Origin of the sequence: Streptomyces sp. CBMA29, from assembly GCF_014596445.1 — a bacterium.
In the GTDB taxonomy this organism is placed as follows: domain Bacteria; phylum Actinomycetota; class Actinomycetes; order Streptomycetales; family Streptomycetaceae; genus Actinacidiphila.
This window is the reverse complement of record NZ_MECL01000199.1, coordinates 32,090-57,473: the sequence shown is the minus strand read 5'-3', so window position 1 is coordinate 57,473 and position 25,384 is coordinate 32,090. Positions and strand designations below refer to the sequence as shown.

The window sequence follows — 25,384 nt, the reverse complement described above, 5'->3', positions numbered from 1 at the left end:
GCCCTGGCTGCCTGGGCTGAGCTGGCGCGTACTCCGCGACGGCGTGCGCCTGACATTCGCACAGGCTGCGGTGAACCGTCCTGCTGTCCACCGGAGGCGGACGAATGGCGGGAGCTCCTGGAGGTCGCCATGCATGCCCTGCCTTCGAAGTCCGCGCGCGAGCTCGCCCGCATCGTCGGGCGCTTGGACAGCAGAATTCTGGATCACCCGGCATTGAGACACACCGTTTCACGGTGCGGTCGTTGGTGGCACTTCAGCAGGTGGCCGTGGGAGGACTGAGTGCGATGGCGTCGAGCGGGTTCACCTCGCAGCCAGTCCGATCGACGTCACAGGCGGTCGAGGAAGGCGAGGACCTTGTCGGTGGGCTGGTAGCGACCGGGCGGGCGGCGACCGGTGCGGTGAGGGCGAGTGCCTTCTCTTTGATGGTCATGTCGGCGTGGACGTATGCGTCGGTGGAGCGGACGCCGGCGTGGCCGAGCCAGAGCGCGATGACCGTGGTGTCGACGCCAGCCCGCAGCAGCGACATGGCGCAACTGTGCCGCAGAGCGTGCGGGTGGATGCTCTTGTCGATGAGGGACGGGCAGGCGTGCGCGGCGGTGCGCGCGTGGGTGCTCAGTCGCTGGGCGACGGCGTCGCGGCTGAGCCGACGCCCCATGCGCGTGCAGAAGAGGGGGTCGCCGCCGTGGCCGGCGCGTTCGTTCAGTGTACGGATCCAGAACCGACGCCCGTGGCGGCATCGGCTTGCGGGCAGCGGGCCACGGAGAGGTCAGGGCCTCGCGGACCAGCCGCCGGTGTACCCCGTAGCGGCGGGAGAGTTCATGGATCGACAGTTTCTCCGTACGCGACTCCCGGCGGATCGCCGCGAAGGGCTCAACCTTGGATCTCGGGCCGTCCATCCGGGCCCCCTGACTGTCGGAAGCACAACCGATGCTCCCACGCAAGACTTGCCCCTGGGGCCACTTCTGACGAACACTCATTCCCCGATCAACCCCCTGGGGCCACCGGACCCGTTCCTCCGGGGCCAGAGAAGTCGTTCAGAGCCACCTTGACCATTGTGCCGGGGTGACAGCGCCCGACGACGGGACCGCCCGTGATCCGGTCGTCAGGGCCGGCTAGGTCATCGAGTCGAGGGCGCGGGTCAGGGCGACGTGGACGGCGCCGAGGAGGGTGGCGCGGTCGGCGAGGCCGCCGATGGTGATGTCGGTGGGCCAGGTGAGCTCGTGGACGGTGCGGCGGACTTCGAGGAGGACGAGCTGGTTCTGGCCGACGCCGCCGCCGAGGACGACGAGGCCGGGGTCGAGGAGGGCGACGACGGCGGCGACAAGGCGGCCGATGGCGGCGGCGTGTTCGTCGACGACGCGGCGGGCGGCGGCGTGGCCGGAGGCGGCGGACGCGAAGAGGGCCCTCGCGTCCAGCGGCACGGGTCCGCCGCCGGAGGCGGGCCAGGCGGCGCGGCAGCGTTCCATCAGGGCGTCGGAGCCGAGGAACCGCTCGAGCCCGGCGCGCCGGGGCTGTTGGGACTCCGACCAGGGAAAGGGCAGCATGGCGGCCTCACCTGCGGCGCCGTTGGCGCCCTGCATCAGACGTCCGTCGAGCACGATGCCGACGCCGATCTTCACGCCGACCTGGATGTACGCGAACATCTGCTGGTGGCGGGCGACACCGAAGCGGTGCTCGGCGACGGCGGCGCAGTTGACGTTGTTCTCGACGGTGACCGGCACCCCGTCGGGCACGGCGAGCGCGTCGGTGATCCGTACCGTGCCGTCCGGCTGAAGGCCCCCGCCCCCGCCGCCCCCGCGCCCCCCGCCCCCGTGCCCCGCCCCGGAAGCCCCCACATTCGGCAGCGTCGGCGCCGCGACCACCACCTCGCGCAGCGGCCCGTACCGCGCCCCGACCTCCTCGCGCACCGTACGCACCACCCCCGCCGCCGCGTCCGCCGCCTCGGGTGTGACCGTCGGCTGGTCGGAGGGCAGCCGCACCTCGGCGGTGCAGATCTCCCGCCCGTCGAGGGTGTACGCCGCCGCCCGGACCACGGTCGCGCCGATCTCGACGCCGAGTACGTGCCCGGCGGTCGGCGCGAGCGAGTAGAGGACGGCGCTGCGCCCGGTGGCGCCGCGTGAACTGCCCTGCCCGGCGACCAGGCCGAGCCGTGACAGCTCCGCCATGGCCACCGACATCGTGGGCCGGGACAGCGCGAGCGCGGTGCTGAGCTGCGGCCGGGTCGCCGGGCCTTCGGTGGCCAGCGCGCGCAGCACGGCGCGGGCGCTGGCGGGCAGGTCGAAGCGGTCGACGGCGGCGGTGGTGTCCATCAAGTCCCTTGTCAGACGGCGTCGGACGGTGCCGGACGGCGTGCGGCCCGTGCCGGACGGTGCCGGTCGTACCGGATGGTGCCGGTCGTACCGGATGGTGCCAGTCGTGCCGGACCGTGCCGGTCGTGCCGGTCAGGTCCGGCCGGGCCCCGGCGAATGGCGCCCCGCCCAGGAGGGCGGCTCCCGATCCCGCCCCGCGGCCGACGCGGCAAGCGTGCAGGGCAAAGTTACCCGATCGACGTCACGGCACCCCGCTGTGTTCACCCGCTTGCCCGAACCCCGCCGCCCGCGCGCCCGCCGCGAGCCGTACACGACACCGCCCCGAGGCCACCATTCCGCCGCCCTCCTGGCCACCTCCTGCCCACCGCCCCACCCCGCGCCGGACCACCATTCCGCCTCGCCCTGAGCCACCACCCCACCCCGCTCCAAGCCACCGCCCCACCCCGCGCCGGACCACCACCCCACCCCGCCCGCGGGTACCTGACAACTCTTGACACCCTCCAACCCCGGGAGGAACATCTACAGTTGATCGTTTGACAACGTTGTCGTAAGCGATACACACGAAGGGCGGGAACCGTGTCGGACAGATCAGTGCGACCCCTGGACAGAAGGCGGTGGAAGGGCCGCGGCGTGAGCGCCGTGGCCGCGGTGGCGACGGCGGTCCTCGGCATCGGCCTGGGCCTCGGCGCCGGACCCGCCACCGCGAGCCCGGGGGCCTCCGGGGGGCATGGCGCCGACCCGGCCTCGTACGTCAATCCCCTGATCGGCTCCTCGAACGCCGGCAACACCTACCCCGGCGCCGTGCTGCCGTTCGGCATGCTGGCGTGGAGCCCGCAGAATTCGACGGGCAACCAGTTCTCGACGCCCGCCCCCGGCGGTTACCGGTACGACGCGACGAAGATCCGCGGCTTCAGCCTGACCCACCTCAACGGCGTGGGCTGTTCCGGCGCCAACGGCGACATGCCGATCATGCCGTACGTGGGCGACGTCGACTCCTCGCCGAGCGCCGACACCAAGGACGCGAAGTACGCCTCGACCTTCTCGCACGCCAACGAGACGGCGCAGGCGGGCTATTACCAGGTCGGCCTGGACAGCGGGGCCAGCGCGCGGCTGACCACCACCGAGCGCACCGGCACCGGCCAGTTCGGCTTCCCGGCCGACAAGCCCGCCAGCGTGCTGTTCCGTACGTCCAACTCCGAGAGCGGCAGCGCCGCCGCGGACGTCACCGTGAACGCGGCGGCCCGTACCGTGACCGGCTCGGTCAGCGCGGGCAACTTCTGCGGACCGCAGAGCGCGAACAACCGGCACGACGTCTACACCCTCTACTTCACGGCCCACTTCGACCAGCCCTTCGCCAAGGTGGGCACCTGGACCGACGGCACCCTGACGCCGGGTTCCACGTCGGCCAGCGGCGGCACCGGCTACAACTCCAGCGGCAACGCGACCGCGGGCAAGGGCTCGGGCGCCTACGTGACCTTCGCGTCCGGCACCAAGCAGGTGCAGGCCAAGGTCGCGATCTCGTACGTGAGCGCGCGCAACGCCGAGGCCAACCTGACGGCGGAGAACCCGCGGCGCGCCAGCTTCGACTCGGTCAGGTCGAAGGCCACCGCCGCGTGGAACACCGCGCTGCGCAAGATCCAGGTGTCCGGCGGCTCCGCCGACCAGAACGCCACCTTCTACACCGCGCTCTACCACTCGATGCTGGAGCCGACCCTCACCAGCGACGTCAACGGCCAGTATCTGGGCGGCGACCGCAAGACCCACTCGCTGGCCAGGGGACAGCACGAGCAGTACGGCACCTTCTCCGGCTGGGACCAGTACCGGGCGCAGGTGCAGTTGCTGACGCTGCTTCAGCCGAGAGTCGGCAGTGACTACGCGCAGTCGCTGTTCAACTACGCCCAGCAGCGCGGCGGCGAATGGGACCGCTGGCTGCTGGAGAACGGCAAGACCAGCATCATGTCCGGCGACCCGTCCGACGCGGCGCTCGCGGGCATCTACGCCTTCGGCGGCCGGGACTTCGACGTCAGGGGCGCCCTCGCCTCGCTGGTGAAGGCGGCCACCGTGCCGACCGCCAACGACTCCGACAGCTCGGGCTGCAACGTCGAATGCGTGGGCCAGCGACCGGCGTTGGACAAGTACCTGACGCTCGGTTACGTGCCGTCCGACAACTGCCACTGCTGGGGAGGCGCCGCCGAGACCCTGGAGGACGCCGCCGCGGACTTCGGTCTGGCGGAGCTGGCGGGACACGTCGGCGACCGGAAGAACCAGCAGAAGTTCCTCGACCGCAGCGGCAACTGGACCAACGTCTTCGATCCGAACGCGACCGCGCAGGGCGGCTACATGCGCGACCGCAAGTCCGACGGGTCGTGGGTGGGAGCCAACTTCAACCCCGCCACCGGCAGCGGCTTCGTCGAGGGCAGCAGCGCCCGCTACACGTGGATGGTCTACTCCGACATCGCCGGACTGGCCAAGGCCATGGGCGGCAACGCGACCGCGGTCTCCCGCCTCGACGCCTTCTTCCGCAACCCGGACGGCACCTTCGACTTCTCCGCGAAGGACGACACGCGTTACGACGCCACCAACGAGCCCGACATCAACGCGCCGTACGTGTACGACTACCTGGGCGCCCCGTACAAAACCCAGGAGACCGTGCGCGCCGAGACCGACGGCCTGTGGACCAACGCGCCCGGCGGCATCCCCGGCAACGACGACGCGGGCACGATGTCGTCCTGGTACGTCTTCTCCGCGCTCGGCATGTACCCGCAGGTGCCCAGCCGCGCCGACCTGGTGCTCTCCAGCCCGGTCTTCCCGCGCGCGGTGATCCACACCGGGCTCGGGAAGACGATCACGGTCAACGCCCCGCAGGCGTCGGCCAAGAACATCTACGTCCAGGGCCTGCGCGTCAACGGCAAGAAGTCCGACAAGCCGTGGGTCCCGGCCTCGTTCGTCACCCGTGGCGGCACCCTGGACTACACCCTGGGCGGCACCGCGAACACCACGTGGGGCAGCGCGGCCAAGAACGCGCCGCCGTCCTTCCGCGACGGTGAGGCCCCGTTCTTCGCCTCGACCGACCCCGGCCAGGTGAAGATCGAGCCCGGCGGCTCCGCCGACGCCGCGATCAAGCTGTCCACGATCCAGGACAAGAAGGTCGACGTCCGCTGGACCGCGAAGCCGCCCGCGGGCATCACGCTCAAGCCCGCGTCCGGCACGGTGACCGTCCCGAAGGGCGGCGCCACCAGCGCCAAGCTGTCCGTGTCGGTCGCCGCCGACACCAAGTCCGGGGTCTACACGATCCCGATCACGCTGACCGACTCGCACGGCGGCACCGCGCCGGGCGCCTCGCTGTCGGTGACGGTCGGCGTGCGCGGCACGATCACCTGGTACGTCAACAACAACGGCATCTCCGCCGACGACAGCAACCCGGCCGCCAACTTCGACGGCGAGGGCTGGAGTTACTCGGCGGCGGCGCTCGCCGCGGCCGGTGCCACGCCCGGCGGCACCGTGTCCTCCGGGGGCTTCGACTTCACCTGGCCCCAGGTGGCGCCCGGCGCGCCCGACAACATCGTGGTGGGCGGCGGCGACCAGGTGCTCGACGTCTCCAAGTCGGCTGCCGGTGCGACCACGTTGAGCCTGCTCGGCAGCGCGAGCGAGGGCCCGACCACCGGCACGGTGACGCTGACGTACACCGACGGCACCACCCAGCAGGCCGACATCGGCTTCAGCGACTGGACGCTCGGCGGCGGCTCCCAGCAGCCCTCGTACGGCAACGTCGTGGCGGTGCACACCGCGTACCGCGACGTCCAGGGCGGCGGAAAGGACCCGGTGGGCACCGAGATCTTCTCCACCGCGCCGATCGCGCTCCAGGCGGGCAGGCAACTGGCCAGTGTGACGCTGCCGTCCAGCACGAACGGCGGTGACATGCACATCTTCTCCGTGGCGACCGCCTGACCCCGGCAGTCCACCGCGCAGAACGCGGGGCGGGCGGGACCGGCACGACCGGCCCCGCCCGCCCCGCACCCATGACCAGTGCGAACGATCCGATCGCCGCCCGTTCAGGCCGAGTTGGCCCACGCGCTGTGGTGGCGTCGGCCCGTCAGGCCCTAGGGTCACTGCTGTCACAGGGCTGCCCCGTGCCGCGGGCGGCTCCCACCGTTCACACCGGGGGTTCCGTTGACCGCACGCGCACTCCGTAGCCGCGCCGCCGCCCTGCTGCTCGCCACCGCGGCCCTGACCGCCGTGGGCACCTCCACCGCGCACGCCGACTCGCCCGGCGGGTGGCGGGCCGACGGCAACACGGTGTACAGCACGCTCACCGCGGGCGAGGGCATCGCCACCCGGGCCGACGGCTCGGTCCTCACCCGCGGCCTCGGCTCGATCCCGCTGCGGCTGCGCATCGCGGGCTGGAACCACGTCGGCGACCCGGACATCGTCAACGGCTACGTCTTCGACGCCTACCAGGGCGGCGACAGCGCCACCTCGAAGATGTTCGAGGTCACCACACCCGACGGACACAGCTACGACTACGTGCACCCGCTGGGCCAGGGCGAGTTGCTCAACAACTCCTTCGCGACCGTCTCGCCGGACGCGCAGTGGCTGGTCGAGGGGGAGTGGGGCACGGTCAACCGGCTCCAGGTCTTTCCCGCCCCGGTGACCAACCCCGCGACCCCGGCCACCGGCGGCACCCTCGCGCAGGCCGGACAGATCAGCCTCGACAAGGCCGTCACGGACGTCCAGGGCTGCGACTTCGTCTCCGCGACCCGGCTGGTCTGCGTCTCCGACGACGACGCCAAGGACGTCTTCCAGGTCGACCTGCCGCACGCGCTCGACGGCACGCCCGTCACCGGCCGGGTCGCCACCCTCTTCCAGGTGCCGCGCAGCAGCATCTGCTCGGGCGGCTTCGAGACCGAGGGCGTCGACTACGACGCGAACGCGAAGGTGCTGCGGGTCGAGATCATCTCGCCGAGCGTGTGCGCGGTCTCCACCACCGCCTACGCCTACCGTCCGACCACCGGCTGACCCTTCCCTATCCTCCCGTCACTGTCGTCGCCGCACCACGGGCTTGGTCCAGACCTATTGACGAGTGGTTCAGACCACTTTACGATCCGGTCCACTACGGCCTGTGAGTGCGCGACGACACCACGAGGAGTACGACATGATCGGTCGGAGGGTGCGTCTGCTGGGAGTCGGCCTCGCCATGGCCTTCCTGGCGCAGATTCCGGTCGCCGCGGCGACCCACGCGGCACAACCGGCGTCGGCCGCGGCCGACACCTGCGCGACCAAGGCACGGCCCGCGGGCAAGGTGCTCCAGGGGTACTGGGAGAACTGGGACGGCGCCGCCAACGGCGTGCACCCCGGCCTCGGTTGGATCCCCATCACCGACAGCCGGATCGCCGCCCACGGCTACAACGTGATCAACGCGGCCTTCCCCGTCATCCAGTCCGACGGCACCGTGCTGTGGCAGGACGGCATGGACACCGGCGTGAAGGTCGCCACCCCGGCCGAGATGTGCCAGGCCAAGGCCGCGGGCGCCACGATCCTGATGTCCATCGGCGGGGCCGCGGCCGGCATCGACCTCAGTTCGAGCACGGTCGCCGACCGCTTCGTCGCCACCGTCGTGCCGATCCTCCAGAAGTACAACTTCGACGGCATCGACATCGACATCGAGACCGGCCTCGTCGGCAGCGGCAACATCAACACCCTCTCCGCCTCGCAGGCCAACCTGGAGCGGATCATCGACGGCGTCCTGTCCCGGATGCCCGCGGGCTTCGGCCTGACGATGGCCCCCGAGACGGCGTACGTCACCGGCGGCAGCATCACCTACGGCTCGATCTGGGGCGCCTACCTGCCGATCGTGAAGAAGTACGCCGACAACGGCAAGCTCTGGTGGCTCAACATGCAGTACTACAACGGCAGCATGTACGGCTGCTCCGGCGACTCCTACCAGGCCGGTACGGTGGCCGGCTTCACCGCGCAGACCACCTGCCTCAACAAGGGACTCGTCGTCCAGGGCGCGACGATCCGCGTCCCGTACGACAAGCAGGTCCCCGGTCTTCCGGCCCAACCCGGCGCGGGCGGCGGCTATATGACGACCAGTCTGGTCTCGCAGGCGTGGAACAGCTACAGCGGCGCCCTCAAGGGTCTGATGACCTGGTCGCTCAACTGGGACGGCTCGAAGAACTGGACCTTCGGCAACAACGTCAAGGCGCTGCAAGGCCGTTGATCCCGCAGGACTCCGGGGCGCCCGTCCGCGGCGGGCGGGCGTCCCGGTCCACTCCGCGACAATGAGCGCGGACTCAGCCCTCGATCAGCCCTCGATCAGCGCCGGCGCGAGCCTGCGCCACTGCGCCAGCGGCAACGGCCGCGCCGGATCGCCGGTGACCACCTGGACCGCGAGGTGGTCGGCGCCCGCGGCGAGGAATTCCGCGGCCCGCGCCGCGACGACGCTCTCGTCGCCCACGGCGAAGACCGCGTCCACCAGCCGGTCGCTGCCGCCGCCGGCCAGGTCCTCCTCGGTGAAGCCCGAACGCAGCAGATTGCTCGTGTAGTTGGGCAGCGCCAGGTACAGCTTCAGATGGTCCCTGGCCTTGGCACGCCCCGAGTCCAGGTCCGTGTCCAGCACGACCTTGACCTCGGGCGCGAGCAGCGGTCCCGCACCCAGGACCGCGCGCGCCTTCGCGGTGTGCTCGGGGGTGACCAGATACGGGTGCGCGCCGCCCGCACGGTCACGGGACAGCTCCAGCATCTTCGGGCCGAGCGCCGCCAGCACCCGCCGCCCGGCGGGCACCGGCTCCGGCGCCGCGTCCAGCGCCGCCAGGTAGTCGACCATGGCGGAGTACGGCCGCGCGTAGCCCTTGACCATCGGGCCGTGGCTGACACCGAGCCCGAGCAGGAACCGGCCCGGATGCGTCCGCTCCACCGCCGCCCACTGCGAGGCGACGTCCGCGGCCTCGTCGTTCCAGATGTTGAGGATGCCGGTCGCCACGGTCAGCCGGGTGGTGGCCTTCAGCAGCGGCTCCGCGACGGCGACGCCGGGACTGCCGCCGAGCCAGACGGCGCCGTACCCCAGCGCCTCGACCTCGGCGGCGGCCTCGTCGTACGCGCCGGTGTACGTCACTCCGGAGCCGTTCACCGCCGCGGTCCAGGCGCCGCTCCAGATCCCGATCCTGCCCAGCCGGTCGTACTGTCCCATGTGAACCCTTCCTCGATGCGCGCCGCGCGCCCGCCCGGTCGGCCGGGCGCGGTCCCGTCACCCATGCAAGCGGAACGGGCGGCCCGTCTGTTCCGCACCCGGTGAGCCGAACGGGTACGAACAGCCGGGCCGCCCGCGTGCGGCGCCCTGGGACGGCGGCGCCTGACCCGCTCTAGGGGGTCAGTTCCACGATCCGGGTGAAGCTGTTCTGCGCCGCTGTCACCACGACGCGGACCCGCGTGGTGGTGACGGAGCCCGCGAAGGGGATCCAGCGGTACTGGTCGGTGTTGCCGGTGATGTCGGCCTGCGTCACCCACGCCGCGCCGTCCCAGGTCTGGACGGTGAAAGCGGTCGGGACGCCGTCGCTGTGCGAGGCGAAGCCCACGCCGTTCAGCGTGGCCGCGGCGGGGGCGGTGACGGTCAGGGTGTCGGGGTACCGGGAGTCGGTGTCGTCGTTCCAGAAGGTGCTCAGATCACCGTCGACGGCATTGCCCGCGGTATACGTACGGGTCGCGCCGTCCACGACGTTCGGCGCGTGTTCGCTGGAGGCGGCTGCCGTGGTGCCCTGCGGCCAACTGCCGAGGACCAGCACCTTGAGAGCGGCCTTGGCCGTCGTACCGTCGGACGACCGTACGGTCACGGTGACCGGATACGTACCGCTCCTCGTCCCGCTCGGCGGTGTGACCTTGACGTTCGCCAAGGTCGCGGTGGACGCCGGGGTCAGCGGGACGCGGGCGGGCGTGGACGTCACGGTCCAGCCCGCGGGGACGTCGGCGCCGACCGTCGCCGAGGCGTTGGCGGCGGTCGAGTGGCCCTCGACCACCGCGCCGATCGTCGTACCGCCGTTCCCCTTGACCAGCGCGGGCGCGGGCGCGCCCGCGGAGACCGACACCTGGGTGTACGGGGTCCGCGGCGGGCGGACGGTGAAGGTGTAGTCACCGGACCCGGCGGTCACGGTGAGCGTCTTGCCGTCCGCCGTGCCCACGCTCAGGCCGGGGTCGCTCTGGCCGCGGCGGCCGTCGGCGAAGATCGTCCGGCCGCTCTCGGTCACCGTCGACCGGGCGCCGCCGAGCAGCGGCACCTTGACGGTCGCGGTCGAGCCGACCGGCACCACCGCGTGGTAGGTCAGCGTGGACCCGTGACGCTGCCAGGAACTGACGACCGTGCCGCGCGCGGTCCGCTGCCGCGCGGAGACATGAGTGAGGTCGCCGACCACGGCGGGCGCGAGGGTGAAGGCGCGGTACGCGGCGCCCGCCGGTCCCGTGTCCGGCTGGATGCCGCCGAGTTGCTGGTAGTACCACTGGCCGATCGAGCCGGCGAGACCGATGTGGTCCTTGGACGATGTGCCGTCCGCCGCGGAGGAGTTCGGCCACTTCTCCCAGATCGTGCCGGGGCCGTTGGTCACCATGTAGCCGAAGCTCGGGAAGTCGGTGCGCTCCGCGACGGCCAGCGCCACGTCGTTGCGGTCGAACATGCCGAGCGCCTGGTAGACGAAGGACGTGCCGACGAAGCCGGTCGTCACATGGTTGCCGTGCTGGGCGATGTCCTGGACGAGCCGGTCGACGGTCGCCTCCCGCTGAGCGGCCGGGACCAGACCGAGTACCAGCGGCATGGCGTAGGTCAGTTGGGTGCCGGTGCTCCACACACCGGTGCCGGCGTCGAGGAACCGCTTGGTGAAGCCCGCCCCGATCTGCCGCGCCAGGTCGGTGTAGCGCTTGGCGTCCGCGGCGTCGCCGACGACCGCGGCCATCTTCGCCAGCAGGGTGGCGTCCAGGTAGTAGTAGCCGGTCTGGAAGAAGACGTGCGGGGTGCTGACCATCGCCACCCAGTCGTCGCCCCAGGAGCCGGGCGCGTTGGTGACGACGTGGTCGCTGTCGCTGATCGTGCCGAGGTAGTCGACCCAGCTCTTCACCTGCGCGTAATTGGCCCGCACCAGGCCCGCGTTGCCGTACTGCGTGTAGGAGTCCCAGACGATCTGCGGGTAGGCCGAGCCCCAGGCGGGGTCGGTGAACCAGTCGGTGGCGCCCTGGGTGGGCGCGACCGAGGGCAGGCTGCCGTCGGCGTGGGCGCTGGTGACGACGGTCTGCGCCCACTGGTCGTAGAACGCCTGCATGTCGAAGTTGCTCATCGCCTCGACGTCGGTGTCGCCCGCGTCGCCGAGCCAGCCGTGCTTCTCACGCGTCGGGCAGTCCAGCGGAATCGACTGGAGATTGTTCAACTGGGTCTGCACGAGGGCGGTCTGAATGCTGTTCAGCAGCTTGTCGGACGTGTCGAATTGTCCGGTCGTGGCGACGTCGGAGTGCACTTCCCGCGCGGTGACGGTGATGGAGGCGCCCGCGGGCACGCCGGTGAGCTGGGCGTACCGGAAGCCGGAGTAGTTGAAGTGCGGGGCGTAGGTCTCGGTGCCCCTGCCCGCGAAGGTGTAGTGCTCGGTCTGCCGGACCGGATCGCCGTCGCCGAAGCTGATGTTGGACGTGGTGACCTGGCCGTCCGAGGCGAGGATCTCGCCCTTCTTGATGTCAACGGTGGTGCCGGACGGGGCACTTGCCTTGATCGTCACCCAGCCGACGATGTTCTGCCCGAAGTCGTACACCTGCGCCCCGGCCACCGGGTGCGTGACGGCCACCGGCTTGAGGGTCTTGACGATACGGGTCGCAGGCGTCGTGTCGGCCTGGAGCCGGGTCAGGGCGCTGTAGACGGTGGCCGGGTGGGCGCCGTACACGCCGAGTTCGGCGAGCCGCAGGCTGCACCCGGAGGCGTTGCGGTAGAGCTTGGTGGCCGTGACGCGCACATAGCGGGCCGTCACCTCGGCCGGTATCGCGACCGACGCCGTACCGGGGTTGGGCTGGTCGGCGCCGGTACGGTCCACGACGGTCGTCGCGGTGGCGAAGGTCGGGTCGTCGCTCGCCTCGACGCGGTAGCGCACCGGGAATCCGGCGCCGGGCAGGTCGCCCGCCGTGTCGTTGGTCGGCCGGGCGGGGAAGAGGCTGACGCCCGAGAGCGGCTGGGCCGAACCGAGGTCGATCTGCGCCCACTTGGCGTCGTTCGCGGTCGTCGCGACGGCTGAGTGGTAGCCCTGGGAGGCGTCCGTCGAGCCGTCGACGCCGTCGGTGAGGGCGGCGGGCGACCAGCCGCAGCAGGAGGTCGTGTCCAGCGAGGTCACCGGCTTGCCCTGCGCGAGGCTCTGCGGGTGCGTCGCGGCGGCGACCGCCACGACGGGCTTCCACGCGCTGTCGTCGAAGCCCGCGGTGTCCCAGCCGGTCACGGCCCGACGGGCGTCGTACATCTCGCCGAGGTAGAAGTCGTCGCCGGTCACCGGCCCCGCTGCGGTGCGCCAGGCAGGTCCGGTGCCGAAGGCCCCGGAAGTGCCGTCGGTGTAGGTGACGTTGAGCTGCGCGACGAAGGTCGGCTGTCCGGAGAACTGTCCCTTGCCCGCCATGAAGGCCAACGCGTTGTGTCCGCGCACCAGTTGCCGGGTGACGTCGAAGTCGCGGTAGAGCACGCGCTTGGCGTAGTCGGTCACCGTCGAGTTGAGGACCTGGTCGGGTTCGGCCACCGCGCCGTTGACGTGCGGTTCCACGATGCCCTGCGCGCCGAAGTACAGCCGGGCGCGCGCGACGGATTTGGGGAGGTCGACGACGCCGCGCACCAGCGCGCCGTCGGCGACCCGCAGCCACGACGCGGACCAGTCGGACGCGGAGAACAGCGCGGTGTCGAAGTGCGCGGGGGCCGACCAGGGGGAGCGGTCGCCCGCCCGGTCCCAGGTGCGCACCGACCAGGTGTAGGTGGTGTTGCTCGCCAGCGCGGGACCGCCATAAGAACGATTCACCGACTCGGCCGAACGAACGCGGCCCGAATCCCACACCTGATGCGCGTGGCCGCCCTTCCCGACGGCCGCGGTCTCGACCACGACCTGATACGCCGTCTGCGCCTCGGCCCGGCGTGAGTCGTTCACCACCCACGACAGCGCGGGGCGCTGACCGCCGACGACCGCGTCCGAGGACTCCCCGTCCACCTGCAAGGACGTCGGCGCGAGTGCGCCGACGTGCCCGGACGACGCCTGGGCGGGCGTCACCGAGCCGACGGCGGGAAGCATGGCCGCGACGGCCACGGTCACCGCGAGGAGCGCCGAGCGGCGCCGGGGGGCGACGCGTGCGGCGGTCGTCCGGATCGGCCGCTTCACGGTGTTCTCCTGGTATGCGATCGAAACGTTTCAAGATGCATGGATAGATTCATACGGCGTGTGGCGGTGTCACGACAAGGTGTGCGACAGCGATTTCTGTGTCGGCCGAACCGGCGGTGACGCGACCCTTGACCCTCGGCGGTACGGCCCTGCAAGAATCCGTGTGCGATTGGTTGATTCTGTTCAATGCCGTTTGTTCGCCCGTGAGTTGCCGACGCTCGGTCGAGGGCGCCGGATCGCGCGTACCTCAATGAGGAGGGATCCACCATGCCGGTCGATCGCAGGTCGTTCCTGATCGCGGGGGCGGCGGGGGCCGTCGCCGTACCCTCGCTCCCCGGTCTCACCGGAGTCGCGAGCGCCCGTTCCGGATCAACAGGAACCACCATTCCGCGGACGGTCGACCTCGCCGACGGGTGGCGTTTCGCCCTCGTGAACCCGGGCGGCATCACCGACCCGACCGGCGCCTACGCCGACGCCGCACAGCCCGGCTACGACGACTACCGTTGGCGTACCGTCCGCGTCCCGCACGACTGGAGCATCGAGCAGACCCCGACCACCGCCAACGGCGCCTCGGGCGGCACCGGCTATCTGCCCGGCGGACTCGGCTGGTACCGCAAGGCGTTCACCCTGCCGCCCCCGGTCGCGGGGCGCCGTGTCTCGGTCGAGTTCGACGGCGTCTACATGGACAGCAACGTCTACTGCAACGGCACGCTCGTCGGCAACCACCCCTACGGCTACACCGGGTTCGCCCTCGACCTCACCGACCTGCTGCACACCGACGGCCGCACCCCCAACGTCATCGCCGTCGAAGTCCGCAACCAACTCCCCAGCAGCCGCTGGTACTCCGGCAGCGGCATCTACCGCAACGCCCGCCTGGTCATCACCGACCCCGTGCATGTCGCGCGCTGGGGCACCCATGTGACGACGCCGGGACTCGCCGACACCCTCGCCGCCTCCCACGGCAAGGGCTACGCCACCGTCCGCGCGCAGGTCTCGGTCGTCAACGAGTCGGGCGCGGCGGCCTCCGCCACCGTCGTCAACACCGTCCTCGACCCACGTGGCCGCCAGGTGGCGAAGGCCAGTTCACCGCTGACGCTGCCCGCCGCGGGCGGAGCGCGCGACATCACCGCCGACCTGCGCGTGGACCGCCCCGACCTCTGGTCGTTCGACACCCCGGAACACCGGTACCGCCTGCTGACCGAAGTCCGCGTCCACGGACGGACGGTGGACACGTACAGCACCGGCTTCGGCATCCGCCACGTCACGGTCGACCCCGACCGCGGACTGTTCGTCAACGGGCGGTACGCCAAGCTCAAGGGCGTCGACCTGCACCACGACCAGGGCGCGCTCGGCGCCGCCGTCCACATCGACGCGGTGCGCCGCCAGATGACGATCATGCGGTCGATGGGCGTCAACGCCTTCAGGACCTCGCACAATCCGCCGTCGCCCGAGATCGTCCAGGTCTGCGAGGAACTGGGCATCGTCATGATGGTCGAGGCGTTCGACTGCTGGCGCAGCGGCAAGAACACCTACGACTACGGCCGGTTCTTCGACGCCCACAGCGCCGCCGACATCACCGAGATGGTCGACGCCGCCCGCAACTCGCCCGCCGTGATCCTGTGGTCGATCGGCAACGAGATCCCCGACTCCACCAGCACCGCGGGCCTCGGCATGGCCGACGGGCTGATCACCGCGGTCCGCGCGCGCGACACCAGCCGCCCGGTCGTCATCGGCTCCGACAAATACCGCGGCCTGCCCGCGGCCGGCTCCGCCGCCGACCTCATGCTCGCCAAACTCGACGGCCTCGGCCTCAACTACAACACCGCGGCCTCCGTGGACGCCCTGCACGCCCGCTACCCGCACCTGTTCCTCTTCGAGTCCGAGTCGTCGTCCGAGACCTCGACCCGCGGCGCCTACCAGGAGCCGGACCACCTCAACACCGGCGAGAACTACACCCCGGGCAAGCGCGCCACCTCCAGTTACGACAACAACCTCGCGTCCTGGACGATGAGCGGCGAGTACGGCCTGAAGAAGGACCGCGACCGTGCCTTCTTCGCCGGCGAGTTCCTCTGGTCGGGCACCGACTACATCGGCGAACCCACGCCCTACGGCGTCTTCCCGGTGAAGGCGTCCTTCTTCGGCGCCGTCGACACCGCGGGCTTCCCCAAGGACATGTACCACCTCTTCCGCAGCCAGTGGACGAGCGAGCCGATGGTCCACCTGGTGCCCATGGACTGGACCGACCACACACCGGGCGAGACCGTCGAGGTCTGGGCGTACGCCAACGTGGACACCGTCGAGCTCTACCTCGACGGCCGCTCGCTCGGGGTGCGGCGCTTCGACACCAAGAAGACCGTCGACGGGCGGACGTACCTGGAGACCACCGAGGCGACCGGCGACGACAAGACGGTCACCGGCGGCCCGTACCCCGGCAGCTACACCAGCCCCAACGGCAGCGCGGGCAAACTCCACCTGACCTGGAAAGTCCCCTTCGCACCGGGTGAGTTGAAGGCCGTCGCCCGGAAGAACGGCAGGACGGTCGCGACCGATGTGCTGCGCACCGCGGGCGAGCCGCGCGGCCTGCGCCTGACCCCGGACCGCAACTCCCTGACCGCCGACGGCGACTGCCTGGCCTTCGTCACCGCCGAGGTGATCGACGCGCACGGCACCGTCGTCCCCGGCGCCGACCACCTGATCACCTTCAAGTCCGCCGGCGGCTCCCTGGCCGGACTCGACAACGGACAGCAGGAGAGCGCCGAGCGCTACCAGGCCACCACCAGAACCGCCTTCCACGGCAAGGCACTCGCCATCGTCCGCTCGGGCACCGAGGCGGGCCGCCTCACCCTGACCGCGAGCGCGCCGGGGCTGCATCCCGCGACCACCTCGATACGGACCGGCCGCGCGCCGGGACCCGTGGCCACCACACCGCCGGTCCGCTTCGCACCCGACCCGGGCCCCGGGCCCGTCATCTACCCGCTGGCGGACGCCAGTTACTCCGGCGCGGGCACCTCGCTGCCCGCCGCGATGCTCGACGGCAACCCCGCCACCGGCTGGTCCAACGCCTTCAACAAGAGCGCCACCGCGCTGCTGCCCGCCTTCCGCGGCGCCCGCCCCGCCGACTGGGTGTCGGTCGCCTGGGCCGCGCCGCAGCGGATCGACGCCCTCTCGGTCACCTTCACCGTCGACGCCACGCACTCCCTGCCCGCCGCCGTCACGCTCTCCTACTGGGACGGCGACCGCTACGTGCCCGTCAAGAACTTGGCGATCACCTGGGCGACGGCGAGCGGCGCGCCGACCGTGATCACCTTCCCGGCCGTCCGCACCCCGCGGCTGCGCCTCGGCCTGACCAGCGCCGCTCCCGGCGCGACCGACGGCGCCCAGCGCATCACCGACTTCACCGTCAGCGGGAGCTGACCGGGACGCGGGCGCCGGTCGTTACGAGGCGTCCTCGTCCTCTTCCTCGTGCGGGGCCTCCGGCGGCGCGAGGAACGGGTCGTTGACCGGCGCCGGGTTGGGCACGCTGGCCGGGCGCGGGGAGGTCTGCTCCGGATTGGAGAAGAGCGAAGGCGAAGAGTCCATGAAGATCCCCCAGTGAGTGGTGATGACGGCGGTCGCCGCTGCCTCGGTCCGCCCGCGGCGGTCGTCGCCGTCGTTGGTGACGGCTCCGCCCTGGTGCGGGGGAAAACGGCAGGTCGTCCGGGGACGACGGTACGCGCCGCCTATGACGGTACGCCCTGCGGGCCGCAGGACCGAACGTGGCTTTGGTCCTGGCGGGTCGTCGGGGACCTGAGCGGGGCCGGAACAGGTCCGGAACAGGTCCGGAGCGGGCCCGGCGCCGGCCCTGGTCCGCCCGGCTCGGGCCTGTCGCGGCACGGTGACGGCCCCGTCGCGGCCCGTCGCGGCCCCGCGCGGTCAGTCGTGCGGTCAGTCGTGCGGGCGTCCGGATGACGTCGGCCCGGCGGCGGCGGCGTCGGGCGCGCCGCGCACCAGGGCGCGGCTCGTGGCGACCGCGAGGTCCGCGGTGCCGTCGACCCCTTCCCGGGGGCTCACGCGGCTGAAGAGGCCGCCGGGGTGCAGCGTCGCGTAGCCGTGGGCGGCCGTCACGTGCTGCTCCAGGAGGGTCAGCGCGGCGGCGGGACCCTGGCCGAGGGCGTCCTGGGCCAGCTCGAAGAGCAGGTCCACCAGCCGGCGGCCCGCGTCGGCGAGGCCGCGGTCCTGGAGTGCCACCAGGGGCCTGGCGAAGATCACGTCGAAACCGGCGCCGCGCGCGCCGACGAAGCGGACGTACGCCCCCGCGGTCGCCGCGAACCGCTCGGCCGGGTCCTGCCCCGCGCCGTCGGCGGCCTGCCGGAACCGCTCGGCCAGTTCCTCGGCGGCCCGGGTCGCGACCGCGGCCAAGAGGTGGTCGCGGTCGGCGAAGTGCCGGTAGGGCGCGGCCGTGCTCACCCCGAGCCTGCGGGCGACCCGCGCGACCGAGAAGGCCGCGGGCCCCGCCTCCGCCAGCAGATCGAAGCTCGCCTCGATCAGCGCGGGGCGCAGCTCGCCGTGGTGGTAGCGGCCCCGCTGCGGGCCGCCCTGCGCGTTCCCCGACACGGGCCGCCTCCTCGCGCGCTGGACGTGATAGCCCTCTTACCGTACCGTAGTGATAGCCCTCTTACATACCTCGCGTGCGGAATTCACGGCACTCGCGGCACTCTCCCCGCACGCGTGAACCCCCTCAACCCCGCAGGGACGGAAAAGTCATGACCGAAATCAAGGACAAGGTCGTCGCCATCACCGGAGCCAGCAGCGGAATCGGCGAGGCGACCGCGCTGCTGCTCGCGGAACGCGGCGCGAAAGTGGTGCTCGGCGCCCGCGGGACGGACCGGCTCGCCGCGGTCGCCGCACGGATCGAGACAGCGGGCGGCGAGGTCGCCCACCTGCGCACCGACGTGCGCAGCCGCGCCGACGTGGCCGGGCTCGTGGGTCTCGCGACCGAGCGCTACGGGCGGCTCGACGTGCTGGTCAGCAACGCGGGGGCGATGCCGATCTCCCCGCTCGACGAACTGCGCGTCGAGGACTGGGAGGAGATGGTCGACGTCAATCTCAAAGGCGTGCTGTACGGCATCGCCGCCGCGCTTCCGGTATTCCGCGCGCAGGGCTTCGGCCATTTCGTGAACACCGCGTCCACGTCGGCCCACCGAATTGTGCCGAGCCAGTCGGTCTATTCCGGTACGAAAATGGCAGTCCGAGCCGTCTCCGAGGGGCTGCGCCAGGAAGCGGGGGGCAAGCTGCGGGTGACGATCATCTCGCCCGGTATGACGATGACCGAATTCGCGGGCGGCATGCGGCGCCCCGAAGCGCGCGCCAAGCTGACCGAAATGGTGGAAGGGATCGCGATGCCGCCGGACGCCGTCGCCCGCGGTATCGCCTTCGCGATCGAGCAGCCCGCCGACATCGACGTCGGCGAGATCGTCGTCCGCCCGACCGCGCAGAGCTGACGGCGCGGGACCGGGTCGGCCGGTCCCGCGCCGCCGGTACGCGACTGCCGCGCGTCGGACGTCGGACGTCAGCGGTCAGCGGTCAAGGGTCAGGGGTCAGGGGCAGGTGCCAGGGGCGGCGGGTCTCAGGCGGCCGTGGTCGTCATCTGGCCGGTGCCGCTGTCCTGGAGCCACTGCGACCAGGACAGGTTGAAGTCGGCGTAGCCGTTGTCTCCGGGAGCCTTGCCGCGCGGGGAGCCGGTGATGGTGACCGGGTCGCCCTGCTTGACGTAGCTGTAGAACCACTTGGCGTCGGCGAGCGACAGGTGGACGCAGCCGTGCGAGCCGACGCTGTGCCCCGGCTGCGGGTCCCCGGTCGAGTAGTGGATGTACGTGCCCGAATTCGTCAGGTGCACGTCCCACGGCAGGGTCAGGTCGTAGTAGTCCGGATTGCTCTTGTCGCAGGTTATGCGGACGCTACAGGACGTCATGTGGACCTTCTCCGCCTTGTCGATGACGGCCATCGTCCCGTCCCAGGACGGCCATGTGGGGCTGCCCGCGTCGATCGGCAGGGTCTTCACGACCTGTCCGTTGTGCGTGACCTTCATCGTGTGGCCCGGCACCGACACGGTCGCCTCGTTGTCGTCGCCGATGGTGAACGCGTGGTGGTAGCCGTGCACCCCGTACCGCCCGTTGCCGTTGGGCACATCGGTCAGATTCGCGTCGACCGTGACCTTCGTGCCCGGCTTCCAGTACGACTCGGGCCGGAAGTCGACCCGGGTGGTGCTGAACCAGTGCCAGGCGCCGGTGGTCGGCACGGACGTGGTGATCTTGAGGTGCTTCTCTATGGTCGCGCGGGCCGAGGTCGCCACCGGGTTGGTGAAGAGCACCGAGACCGGCATCGCGACGCCGACCGTGGTCCCGGTCTGCGGGGTGATCGTGTCGAGCAGCATCGGCGGCCCCTTCGGGGTCGGCTTCGTCGGCGAGGGCGTGGCGCTCGGCTTCGCCGAGGACGACGCCTTCCCGTCGGCAGCGGACGAGGCGGCGTCATGCCCGCTCCCGCCGCACGCGCTCGTGCCCGCGAGCACCGCTCCGGCCACCAGCGCGACACCCAAGCTGCCCCTGAACCCACTCATGCCCGTGCTCCACTCGTATCACTGCGTCACTTACGTCCGGTACGTACGGTCGGGTCCCGGCGCGTCCGCTACGCCTGATCACCACGGTACGTCTACTACAGACCCCCACCCGATCACGGCGGTTGCAGGGCTCACGTAAAGCGACGGCCAAGCCTGCCGGATCGCCGCGTGGCGTGCGTCACACAGGGTGATGCGCTGTCACCGGGCGTGTGTCCGGCGCTCGGGCGCGCGGAACCGGCGTTCGGACCTGCGAAATCGCTGCTCGGGCACGCGACATCCGTGCTCGGACACGTCGATGCGGTGTTCGATCGGCCAGGACTCAGTGCTTGATCAGGCAGAAGGGGTGCCCCGCGGGGTCCGCGTAGACACGCCAACTCCGGGTCCCGGCACCGTCGTCGAGCAGGATCGCACCCCTGGCCAGGACCTTCTCCTCGGCCTCGGCCAGATCGGGCACGCCGAAGTCGAGGTGGAACTGCTGTGGGGAGGCGGGCTCCGGCCAGCGCGGCCTGCGGTATTCGGTGACCCGCTGGAAGGCCAGCACCAGCCCGGCCGCGGTGTGCAGTGTCGCCCAGCCGTCGCTCAACGACCAGCGCGGATCGGGCCGGTCGACCGTACCGCCGAGCAACGACTTGTAGAACCTGGCCAGTTCCGCCGGATCGGAACAGTCGAGCACCACGCACTGCAATTCGGCAATCATGAACAGAGCGTAGGGGGCACGGCGGCTCCGGCGCGCGGCGGCAGGGCCGAAACCGGCGGTACGGCCCCCGCACGACGGAATCTTGCGAACGGAACCTGTCTCACGCCGTCACACCTGGCGATAATGCGAGGCATGGGGTCAGTGATCACTGTGGTGTCGGTCGCGCTGGTGGTCGCGGGCGCCGCGGCGGCCCTGTTCTGGCTGGTTCGCGGGCGCAGGGGATTCGGTACGCCCGCCGACCGGGCCGCCTTCGCCACCCTGCACTCGGCGTCACTGGCCGCGCCCCCGCTGCGCAACGGCCTCGACCCCGAGTCGGCCCGCAGCGCCGCCCGCCATCTGCGGGCGCTGCTCGGCACACCCGCGCTGGCCGTCATCGGCGACGGCGAACTGCTCGCCTGGGAAGGTCCGGGCCGCAGGCACGCGGCGCAGGCCGTGGAACACGCGCGGGAGGCGATGGACGCCGGGCGGCCGTGGGTGGTCCCGGCCGAGGAGATCCACTGCGGCGACGACCGGTGCCCGATCCGCAGCGCCGTCGTCGTACCGCTGGTGGTGGACGGCCTGGTCGTCGGCGCGCTGTCGGTGTACGCGCGCCAGGTGTCGGCGGGCCTGGTCAGAGCCGCGGGCGAGGTCGCGCACTGGGTCATCTCGCAGTTGGAACTCGCCGAGCTGGACCGCTCCCGCACCCGGATGATCGAAGCCGAACTGCGCGCGCTGCGGGCGCAGATCTCCCCGCACTTCGTCTACAACTCGCTCACCGCCATAGCCTCCTTCGTCCGCACCGACCCCGACCAGGCCCGTGAACTGCTGCTCGAATTCGCTGAGTTGACGCGCTACAGCCTGCGCAGACACGGCCAGTTCTCCACCCTCGCCGAGGAGTTGCGGTCCGTCGACCGCTATCTGCGCCTGGAGCGCGCCCGCTTCGGCTCCCGGCTCCGCGTCGACCTGCTCATCGCGCCCGAAGTGCTGCCGGTGGCCGTACCGTTCCTCTGTCTCCAGCCGATCGTTGAGAACGCCGTACGCCACGGACTCGGACCCAAGTCGACGCCGGGGCGCATCACCATCAGGGCCGAGGACGCGGGCGCGGAGTGCCGCATCAGTGTGGAGGACGACGGCGTGGGCATGGACCCGGAGGAGGTCAGGATGCGGCTCGCCGGAGAGGACGACGGCGACTCGCTCGGCCTAGGCAATGTCGACGAGCGGCTGCGTACGGTCTTCGGCGACGAGTACGGCCTGGTGGTGGAGACCGCCCCCGGCGCCGGGACGAAGGTCAACGTCCGGGTGCCCAAGTACCGGAACGGAGTACGCGCATCGTGAAACCGTTGCAGGTCCTGGCCGTTGACGACGAACCGCCCGCCCTGGAGGACCTGACGTATCTGCTGCGCGGCGACCGGCGGGTCGGCCGGGTGCTCACCGCGGGCAGCAGCGACGAGGCCCTGCGGCTGCTGGAGGACGAGTCGGTCGAGGCCGTCTTCCTCGACATCCGGATGCCGGGCCTCGACGGTCTCGACCTGGTCCGCGTACTCGGCCGCTTCGCCCGGCCGCCCGCGGTCGTCTTCGTCACCGCCTACGAGGACTTCGCCGTCGACGCCTTCGCCCTCAAAGCCTGCGACTACCTGCTCAAACCGGTCGGCAGGGAACGGCTGGCCGAGGCGGTCCGCCGCGTCGCCGCCGTCATCGAGGGCAACACGCCGGGAGCCGCGCCCGCCGGCCGCTCCGACGAGCGCATCCCGGTCGACCTCGGCGGGGTCACCCGCTTCATCCGCCGCGAGGACGTCGCGTACGTCGAGGCGCAGGGGGACTACGTACGCCTGCACGCGGGCGGCCACGCGCCACTGGTCCGGATAGCGCTCGCCGTCCTGGAGGAGCGCTGGGCGCAGCACGGCTTCGTCCGCATCCACCGCGGCTACCTGGTCTCGCTCCGCCACGTGGAGGAGCTGCGCTCGGACGCCGGGCACTGGACGGTACGGGTCGCGGGCGGTGAACTCCCGGTCAGCCGACGCCACTCCAGGGAACTGCGGGACCTGCTGATGCAGTGGTCGCCCGCGCCGGGCGAGGGGCCGTCATGAGCGGTTCGCAGCCGCCCCCGCCGCGCCGGGTCGCGGTGACCGCGCCGCGCCGCGACCGTACCGGCGGCTGGTCCGCGCGGGCCGTCGCCGAGGACCTGCACGCGCAGCCGCGCCTCGGCCAGGTCTATGTCCGCTCCCTGGTCAGGGACCAACTGCGGCTCTCGCTCGGTGTGCTGGCCGTCCTCGCGGTCGTCATCGGCGGACTGCCCGGCGCGTTCGCGCTCGCGCCGGGGCTGCGCACCGTGGAGGTCCTCGGGGTCCGGCTCGCCTGGCTGCTGCTCGGTGTCGTCGCCTACCCGCTGCTGGTGGGCGCGGCCTGGTTCCACGTACGGCACGCGGAGCGCGTCGAGCGGGACTTCACGGATCTGCTCAACGCCCCCGGTCCGGCGCCGGGTCCGGGCCCGGGGCCTGGACCCGCGGCCACGAAGGAAACCGCCCCCGGCCCGGAGGCCGGATGAATCCGGCGCTCGGCTTCACCGCCCTCGTCGTCGTCCTCGTGGCGACCGTCGCGGTCGGCTTCTACGGCCTGCGGCTGTCCCGCGCCACCTCGGACTTCTACGTCGCCTCCCGCGAGATCTCACCGCTGTGGAACGCCTCGGCGATCGGCGGCGAGTATCTGTCGGCCGCCTCTTTCCTGGGCGTCGCGGGCCTGTTGATGGCCTACGGCGTCGACATGCTGGCCTACCCGGTGGGTTACACGGCCGGATATCTGGTGCTGTTGCTGCTGGTCGCGGCGCCCCTGCGCCGCTCGGGCGCGTACACGCTGCCGGACTTCGCCGAGGAACGCCTCGGGTCGACGGCCGTGCGCCGGGTGGCGAGCGTCTTCGTCGCCGTCATCGCCTGGCTCTACCTCGTACCGCAGTTGCAGGGCGCGGGCCTCACCCTCCAGACGGTGACGGGCGCGCCGCGCTGGGTCGGCGCGGTGGTCGTGGCGGCGGCTGTCGTCGGCGTCTCGGCGGCGGGCGGCATGCGCAGCGTCACCCTCGTGCAGGGCTTCCACTTCTGGCTGAAGCTCACCGCCATCGCGGTGCCCGCCGTCTTCCTCGTCCTGGCCTGGCGGTCGGCGGGCACGCCCTCGCTGACCGCGCCCGACGTGCCGCGCTTCCCGCACACCACGGTCGTACGGCTCGACACCCAGGTCCGCTTCGACGTGACGACACCCGTGACGGTGACGGTCAGCGGCACCCTCGACGGCACGGCCTACGGCGAAGGACCGGCGACCGGCGGCGACCAACACGGCGTGCCCGTACGGCTGGTGCGGGGCGAGCACACGGCGGAAGGCGGCGCCGGCCTGACCTTCCCCGAAGGCGTCCCCGTACCGCACAAGGTCGGTCTCGAACCGGCGACCGGCGCCATGTGGGCGAGCCCGCTGTCCGGGGCGGGCGGCAGATCGCACCCGCTGTACGCCGTCTACTCGATCCTGCTGGCCACCTTCCTCGGCACGATGGGCCTGCCGCACGTCCTCGTCCGCTTCTACACCAACCCCGACGGCCGGGCCGCCCGCCGTACGACGCTGCTCGTCCTGATCCTGCTGAGCGGCTTCTACCTGCTGCCGCCGGTCTACGGCGCGCTCGGCCGGATCTTCGCGCCGCAACTGCTGCTCACCGGGCAGACCGACACCGCGGTCCTGGTGCTGCCGCAGATCACACAGGCCGGTGAGGCGGGGCGGCTGCTGGCGGCGCTGGCGACCGCGGGAGCCTTCGCCGCCTTCGTGTCGACCGCGTCGGGACTCACGGTGTCGGTGGCCGGCGTGGTCTCGCAGGATCTGCTGCGCGGCTCGACCCACGGCTTCCGCTGGGCCTCGCTCGCGGCGGCCGTACCGCCGCTGGCGATGACGGTCGCGACCCCCGGCCTGCCGGTGGCCGACGCGATCGGCCTGGCCTTCGCCGTCGCGGCCTCGTCCTTCTGCCCGTTGCTGGTGCTGGGCATCTGGTGGCGCGGACTGACCGACCTGGGCGCGCTGTTCGGCCTGGTGGCCGGTGGCGGGCTCGCCGCCGTCGCGGTCGTGCTGACCAGCGTGCGCGGACCCGGCGGCGGCTGGATCGCCGCGCTGCTCGAGGAACCCGCGGCCTGGACCGTCCCCGTGGCCTTCGCCGTGATGGTCGTCGGGTCGCTGCTGACCCGCGGCCGGATCTCGCGCGCGGACGTCGACCGGGTGATGCTGCGGATGCACCTTCCGGAGGAGGTCGGCGCGCAGCCGGAACCCGGTCGGCCCGGTCAGTCCGGCCAACTCGGCGTCCCTGTACCGCGGGAGACGCCCGGCGCACCGGGACCCGCCGGTGAGCGGTCACCGACCGTTCGCCGTACCTGACCGACCGCTCACCGTATCTGACGGACCGTCCGTC

General features: G+C 71.7%; 17 protein-coding genes. 9 read left to right on the top strand and 8 right to left on the bottom strand.

The window, feature by feature from the left end; genetic code table 11:
* Window positions 1-253: 253 nt before the first annotated feature.
* Entirely contained in the window at window positions 254-703 is a 450-nt protein-coding gene (locus BGM09_RS26955; protein WP_223187669.1) for a tyrosine-type recombinase/integrase, read from the bottom strand.
* Window positions 704-1,112: 409 nt separating this feature from the next.
* The gene (locus BGM09_RS26950; protein WP_188284302.1) at window positions 1,113-2,309 is read right to left on the bottom strand and encodes an ROK family transcriptional regulator; all 1,197 of its coding nucleotides are present in this window, start codon (window positions 2,307-2,309) and stop codon (window positions 1,113-1,115) included.
* 630 nt (window positions 2,310-2,939) lie between these two features.
* Between BGM09_RS26950 and BGM09_RS26945 the strand changes: the two genes are divergently transcribed.
* The 3 genes from BGM09_RS26945 to BGM09_RS26935 all read left to right on the top strand — a co-directional run bounded on the left by BGM09_RS26945 (window position 2,940) and on the right by BGM09_RS26935 (window position 8,529).
* Complete coding sequence (locus tag BGM09_RS26945) at window positions 2,940-6,257, top strand: GH92 family glycosyl hydrolase (RefSeq protein ID WP_317452908.1); 3,318 nt, start codon at window positions 2,940-2,942, stop codon at window positions 6,255-6,257.
* Between the two features lie 222 nt (window positions 6,258-6,479).
* The gene (locus tag BGM09_RS26940; protein ID WP_188284301.1) at window positions 6,480-7,325 is read left to right on the top strand and encodes a hypothetical protein; all 846 of its coding nucleotides are present in this window, start codon (window positions 6,480-6,482) and stop codon (window positions 7,323-7,325) included.
* 136 nt (window positions 7,326-7,461) lie between these two features.
* The gene (locus BGM09_RS26935; protein WP_188284300.1) at window positions 7,462-8,529 is read left to right on the top strand and encodes a chitinase; all 1,068 of its coding nucleotides are present in this window, start codon (window positions 7,462-7,464) and stop codon (window positions 8,527-8,529) included.
* 84 nt (window positions 8,530-8,613) lie between these two features.
* On the opposite strand, the gene BGM09_RS26930 is transcribed toward BGM09_RS26935, so the two are convergent.
* On the bottom strand, window positions 8,614-9,498 hold the full coding sequence (locus BGM09_RS26930; RefSeq protein WP_188284299.1) for an LLM class F420-dependent oxidoreductase: 885 nt from the start codon (window positions 9,496-9,498) through the stop codon (window positions 8,614-8,616).
* Between the two features lie 172 nt (window positions 9,499-9,670).
* The gene (locus BGM09_RS26925) at window positions 9,671-13,681 is read right to left on the bottom strand and encodes a family 78 glycoside hydrolase catalytic domain (RefSeq protein ID WP_188284298.1); all 4,011 of its coding nucleotides are present in this window, start codon (window positions 13,679-13,681) and stop codon (window positions 9,671-9,673) included.
* A 267-nt stretch (window positions 13,682-13,948) separates the two neighbouring features.
* Here BGM09_RS26925 and BGM09_RS26920 point away from each other — a divergent pair, with 267 nt between their 5' ends.
* Window positions 13,949-17,095: a glycoside hydrolase family 2 TIM barrel-domain containing protein gene (locus tag BGM09_RS26920; protein WP_188284297.1), complete on the top strand. Its 3,147-nt coding sequence runs from the start codon at window positions 13,949-13,951 to the stop codon at window positions 17,093-17,095.
* A 21-nt stretch (window positions 17,096-17,116) separates the two neighbouring features.
* Here the strand turns inward: BGM09_RS26920 and BGM09_RS26915 are convergent, their stop codons facing one another.
* Together BGM09_RS26915 and BGM09_RS26910 are read right to left on the bottom strand one after the other, a co-directional pair.
* Complete coding sequence (locus BGM09_RS26915) at window positions 17,117-17,260, bottom strand: hypothetical protein (RefSeq protein ID WP_188284296.1); 144 nt, start codon at window positions 17,258-17,260, stop codon at window positions 17,117-17,119.
* Between the two features lie 345 nt (window positions 17,261-17,605).
* Window positions 17,606-18,274, bottom strand: a complete 669-nt coding sequence (locus BGM09_RS26910) for a TetR/AcrR family transcriptional regulator (RefSeq protein ID WP_188284295.1) — start codon at window positions 18,272-18,274, stop codon at window positions 17,606-17,608.
* Between the two features lie 149 nt (window positions 18,275-18,423).
* Here BGM09_RS26910 and BGM09_RS26905 point away from each other — a divergent pair, with 149 nt between their 5' ends.
* The gene (locus tag BGM09_RS26905) at window positions 18,424-19,161 is read left to right on the top strand and encodes an SDR family oxidoreductase (RefSeq protein ID WP_188284294.1); all 738 of its coding nucleotides are present in this window, start codon (window positions 18,424-18,426) and stop codon (window positions 19,159-19,161) included.
* A 125-nt stretch (window positions 19,162-19,286) separates the two neighbouring features.
* On the opposite strand, the gene BGM09_RS26900 is transcribed toward BGM09_RS26905, so the two are convergent.
* Together BGM09_RS26900 and BGM09_RS26895 are read right to left on the bottom strand one after the other, a co-directional pair.
* The gene (locus BGM09_RS26900) at window positions 19,287-20,276 is read right to left on the bottom strand and encodes an Ig-like domain-containing protein (RefSeq protein ID WP_188284293.1); all 990 of its coding nucleotides are present in this window, start codon (window positions 20,274-20,276) and stop codon (window positions 19,287-19,289) included.
* A gap of 319 nt (window positions 20,277-20,595) precedes the next feature.
* A complete protein-coding gene (locus tag BGM09_RS26895; RefSeq protein ID WP_188284292.1) occupies window positions 20,596-20,973 on the bottom strand; it encodes a VOC family protein in 378 nt (125 codons plus the stop codon).
* Between the two features lie 123 nt (window positions 20,974-21,096).
* On the opposite strand from BGM09_RS26895, the gene BGM09_RS26890 reads away from it, so the two are divergent.
* The 4 genes from BGM09_RS26890 to BGM09_RS26875 are packed head-to-tail and all read left to right on the top strand — an operon-like array spanning window position 21,097 to window position 25,350.
* On the top strand, window positions 21,097-22,287 hold the full coding sequence (locus BGM09_RS26890; protein WP_223187657.1) for a sensor histidine kinase: 1,191 nt from the start codon (window positions 21,097-21,099) through the stop codon (window positions 22,285-22,287).
* Window positions 22,284-23,039 (top strand): LytR/AlgR family response regulator transcription factor, encoded by a 756-nt coding sequence (locus tag BGM09_RS26885; RefSeq protein WP_188284290.1) that lies wholly within the window; start codon window positions 22,284-22,286, stop codon window positions 23,037-23,039. Before BGM09_RS26890 ends, BGM09_RS26885 begins: the two co-directional genes overlap by 4 nt.
* Window positions 23,036-23,497 carry a hypothetical protein gene (locus BGM09_RS26880; RefSeq protein ID WP_223187656.1) on the top strand — a complete coding sequence of 154 codons (462 nt, stop codon included), beginning with the start codon at window positions 23,036-23,038 and terminating at the stop codon, window positions 23,495-23,497. Before BGM09_RS26885 ends, BGM09_RS26880 begins: the two co-directional genes overlap by 4 nt.
* Window positions 23,494-25,350, top strand: coding sequence for a cation acetate symporter (locus BGM09_RS26875; RefSeq protein ID WP_188284289.1), 1,857 nt, complete (start codon window positions 23,494-23,496; stop codon window positions 25,348-25,350). Before BGM09_RS26880 ends, BGM09_RS26875 begins: the two co-directional genes overlap by 4 nt.
* The last annotated feature ends 34 nt before the right edge of the window (window positions 25,351-25,384 follow it).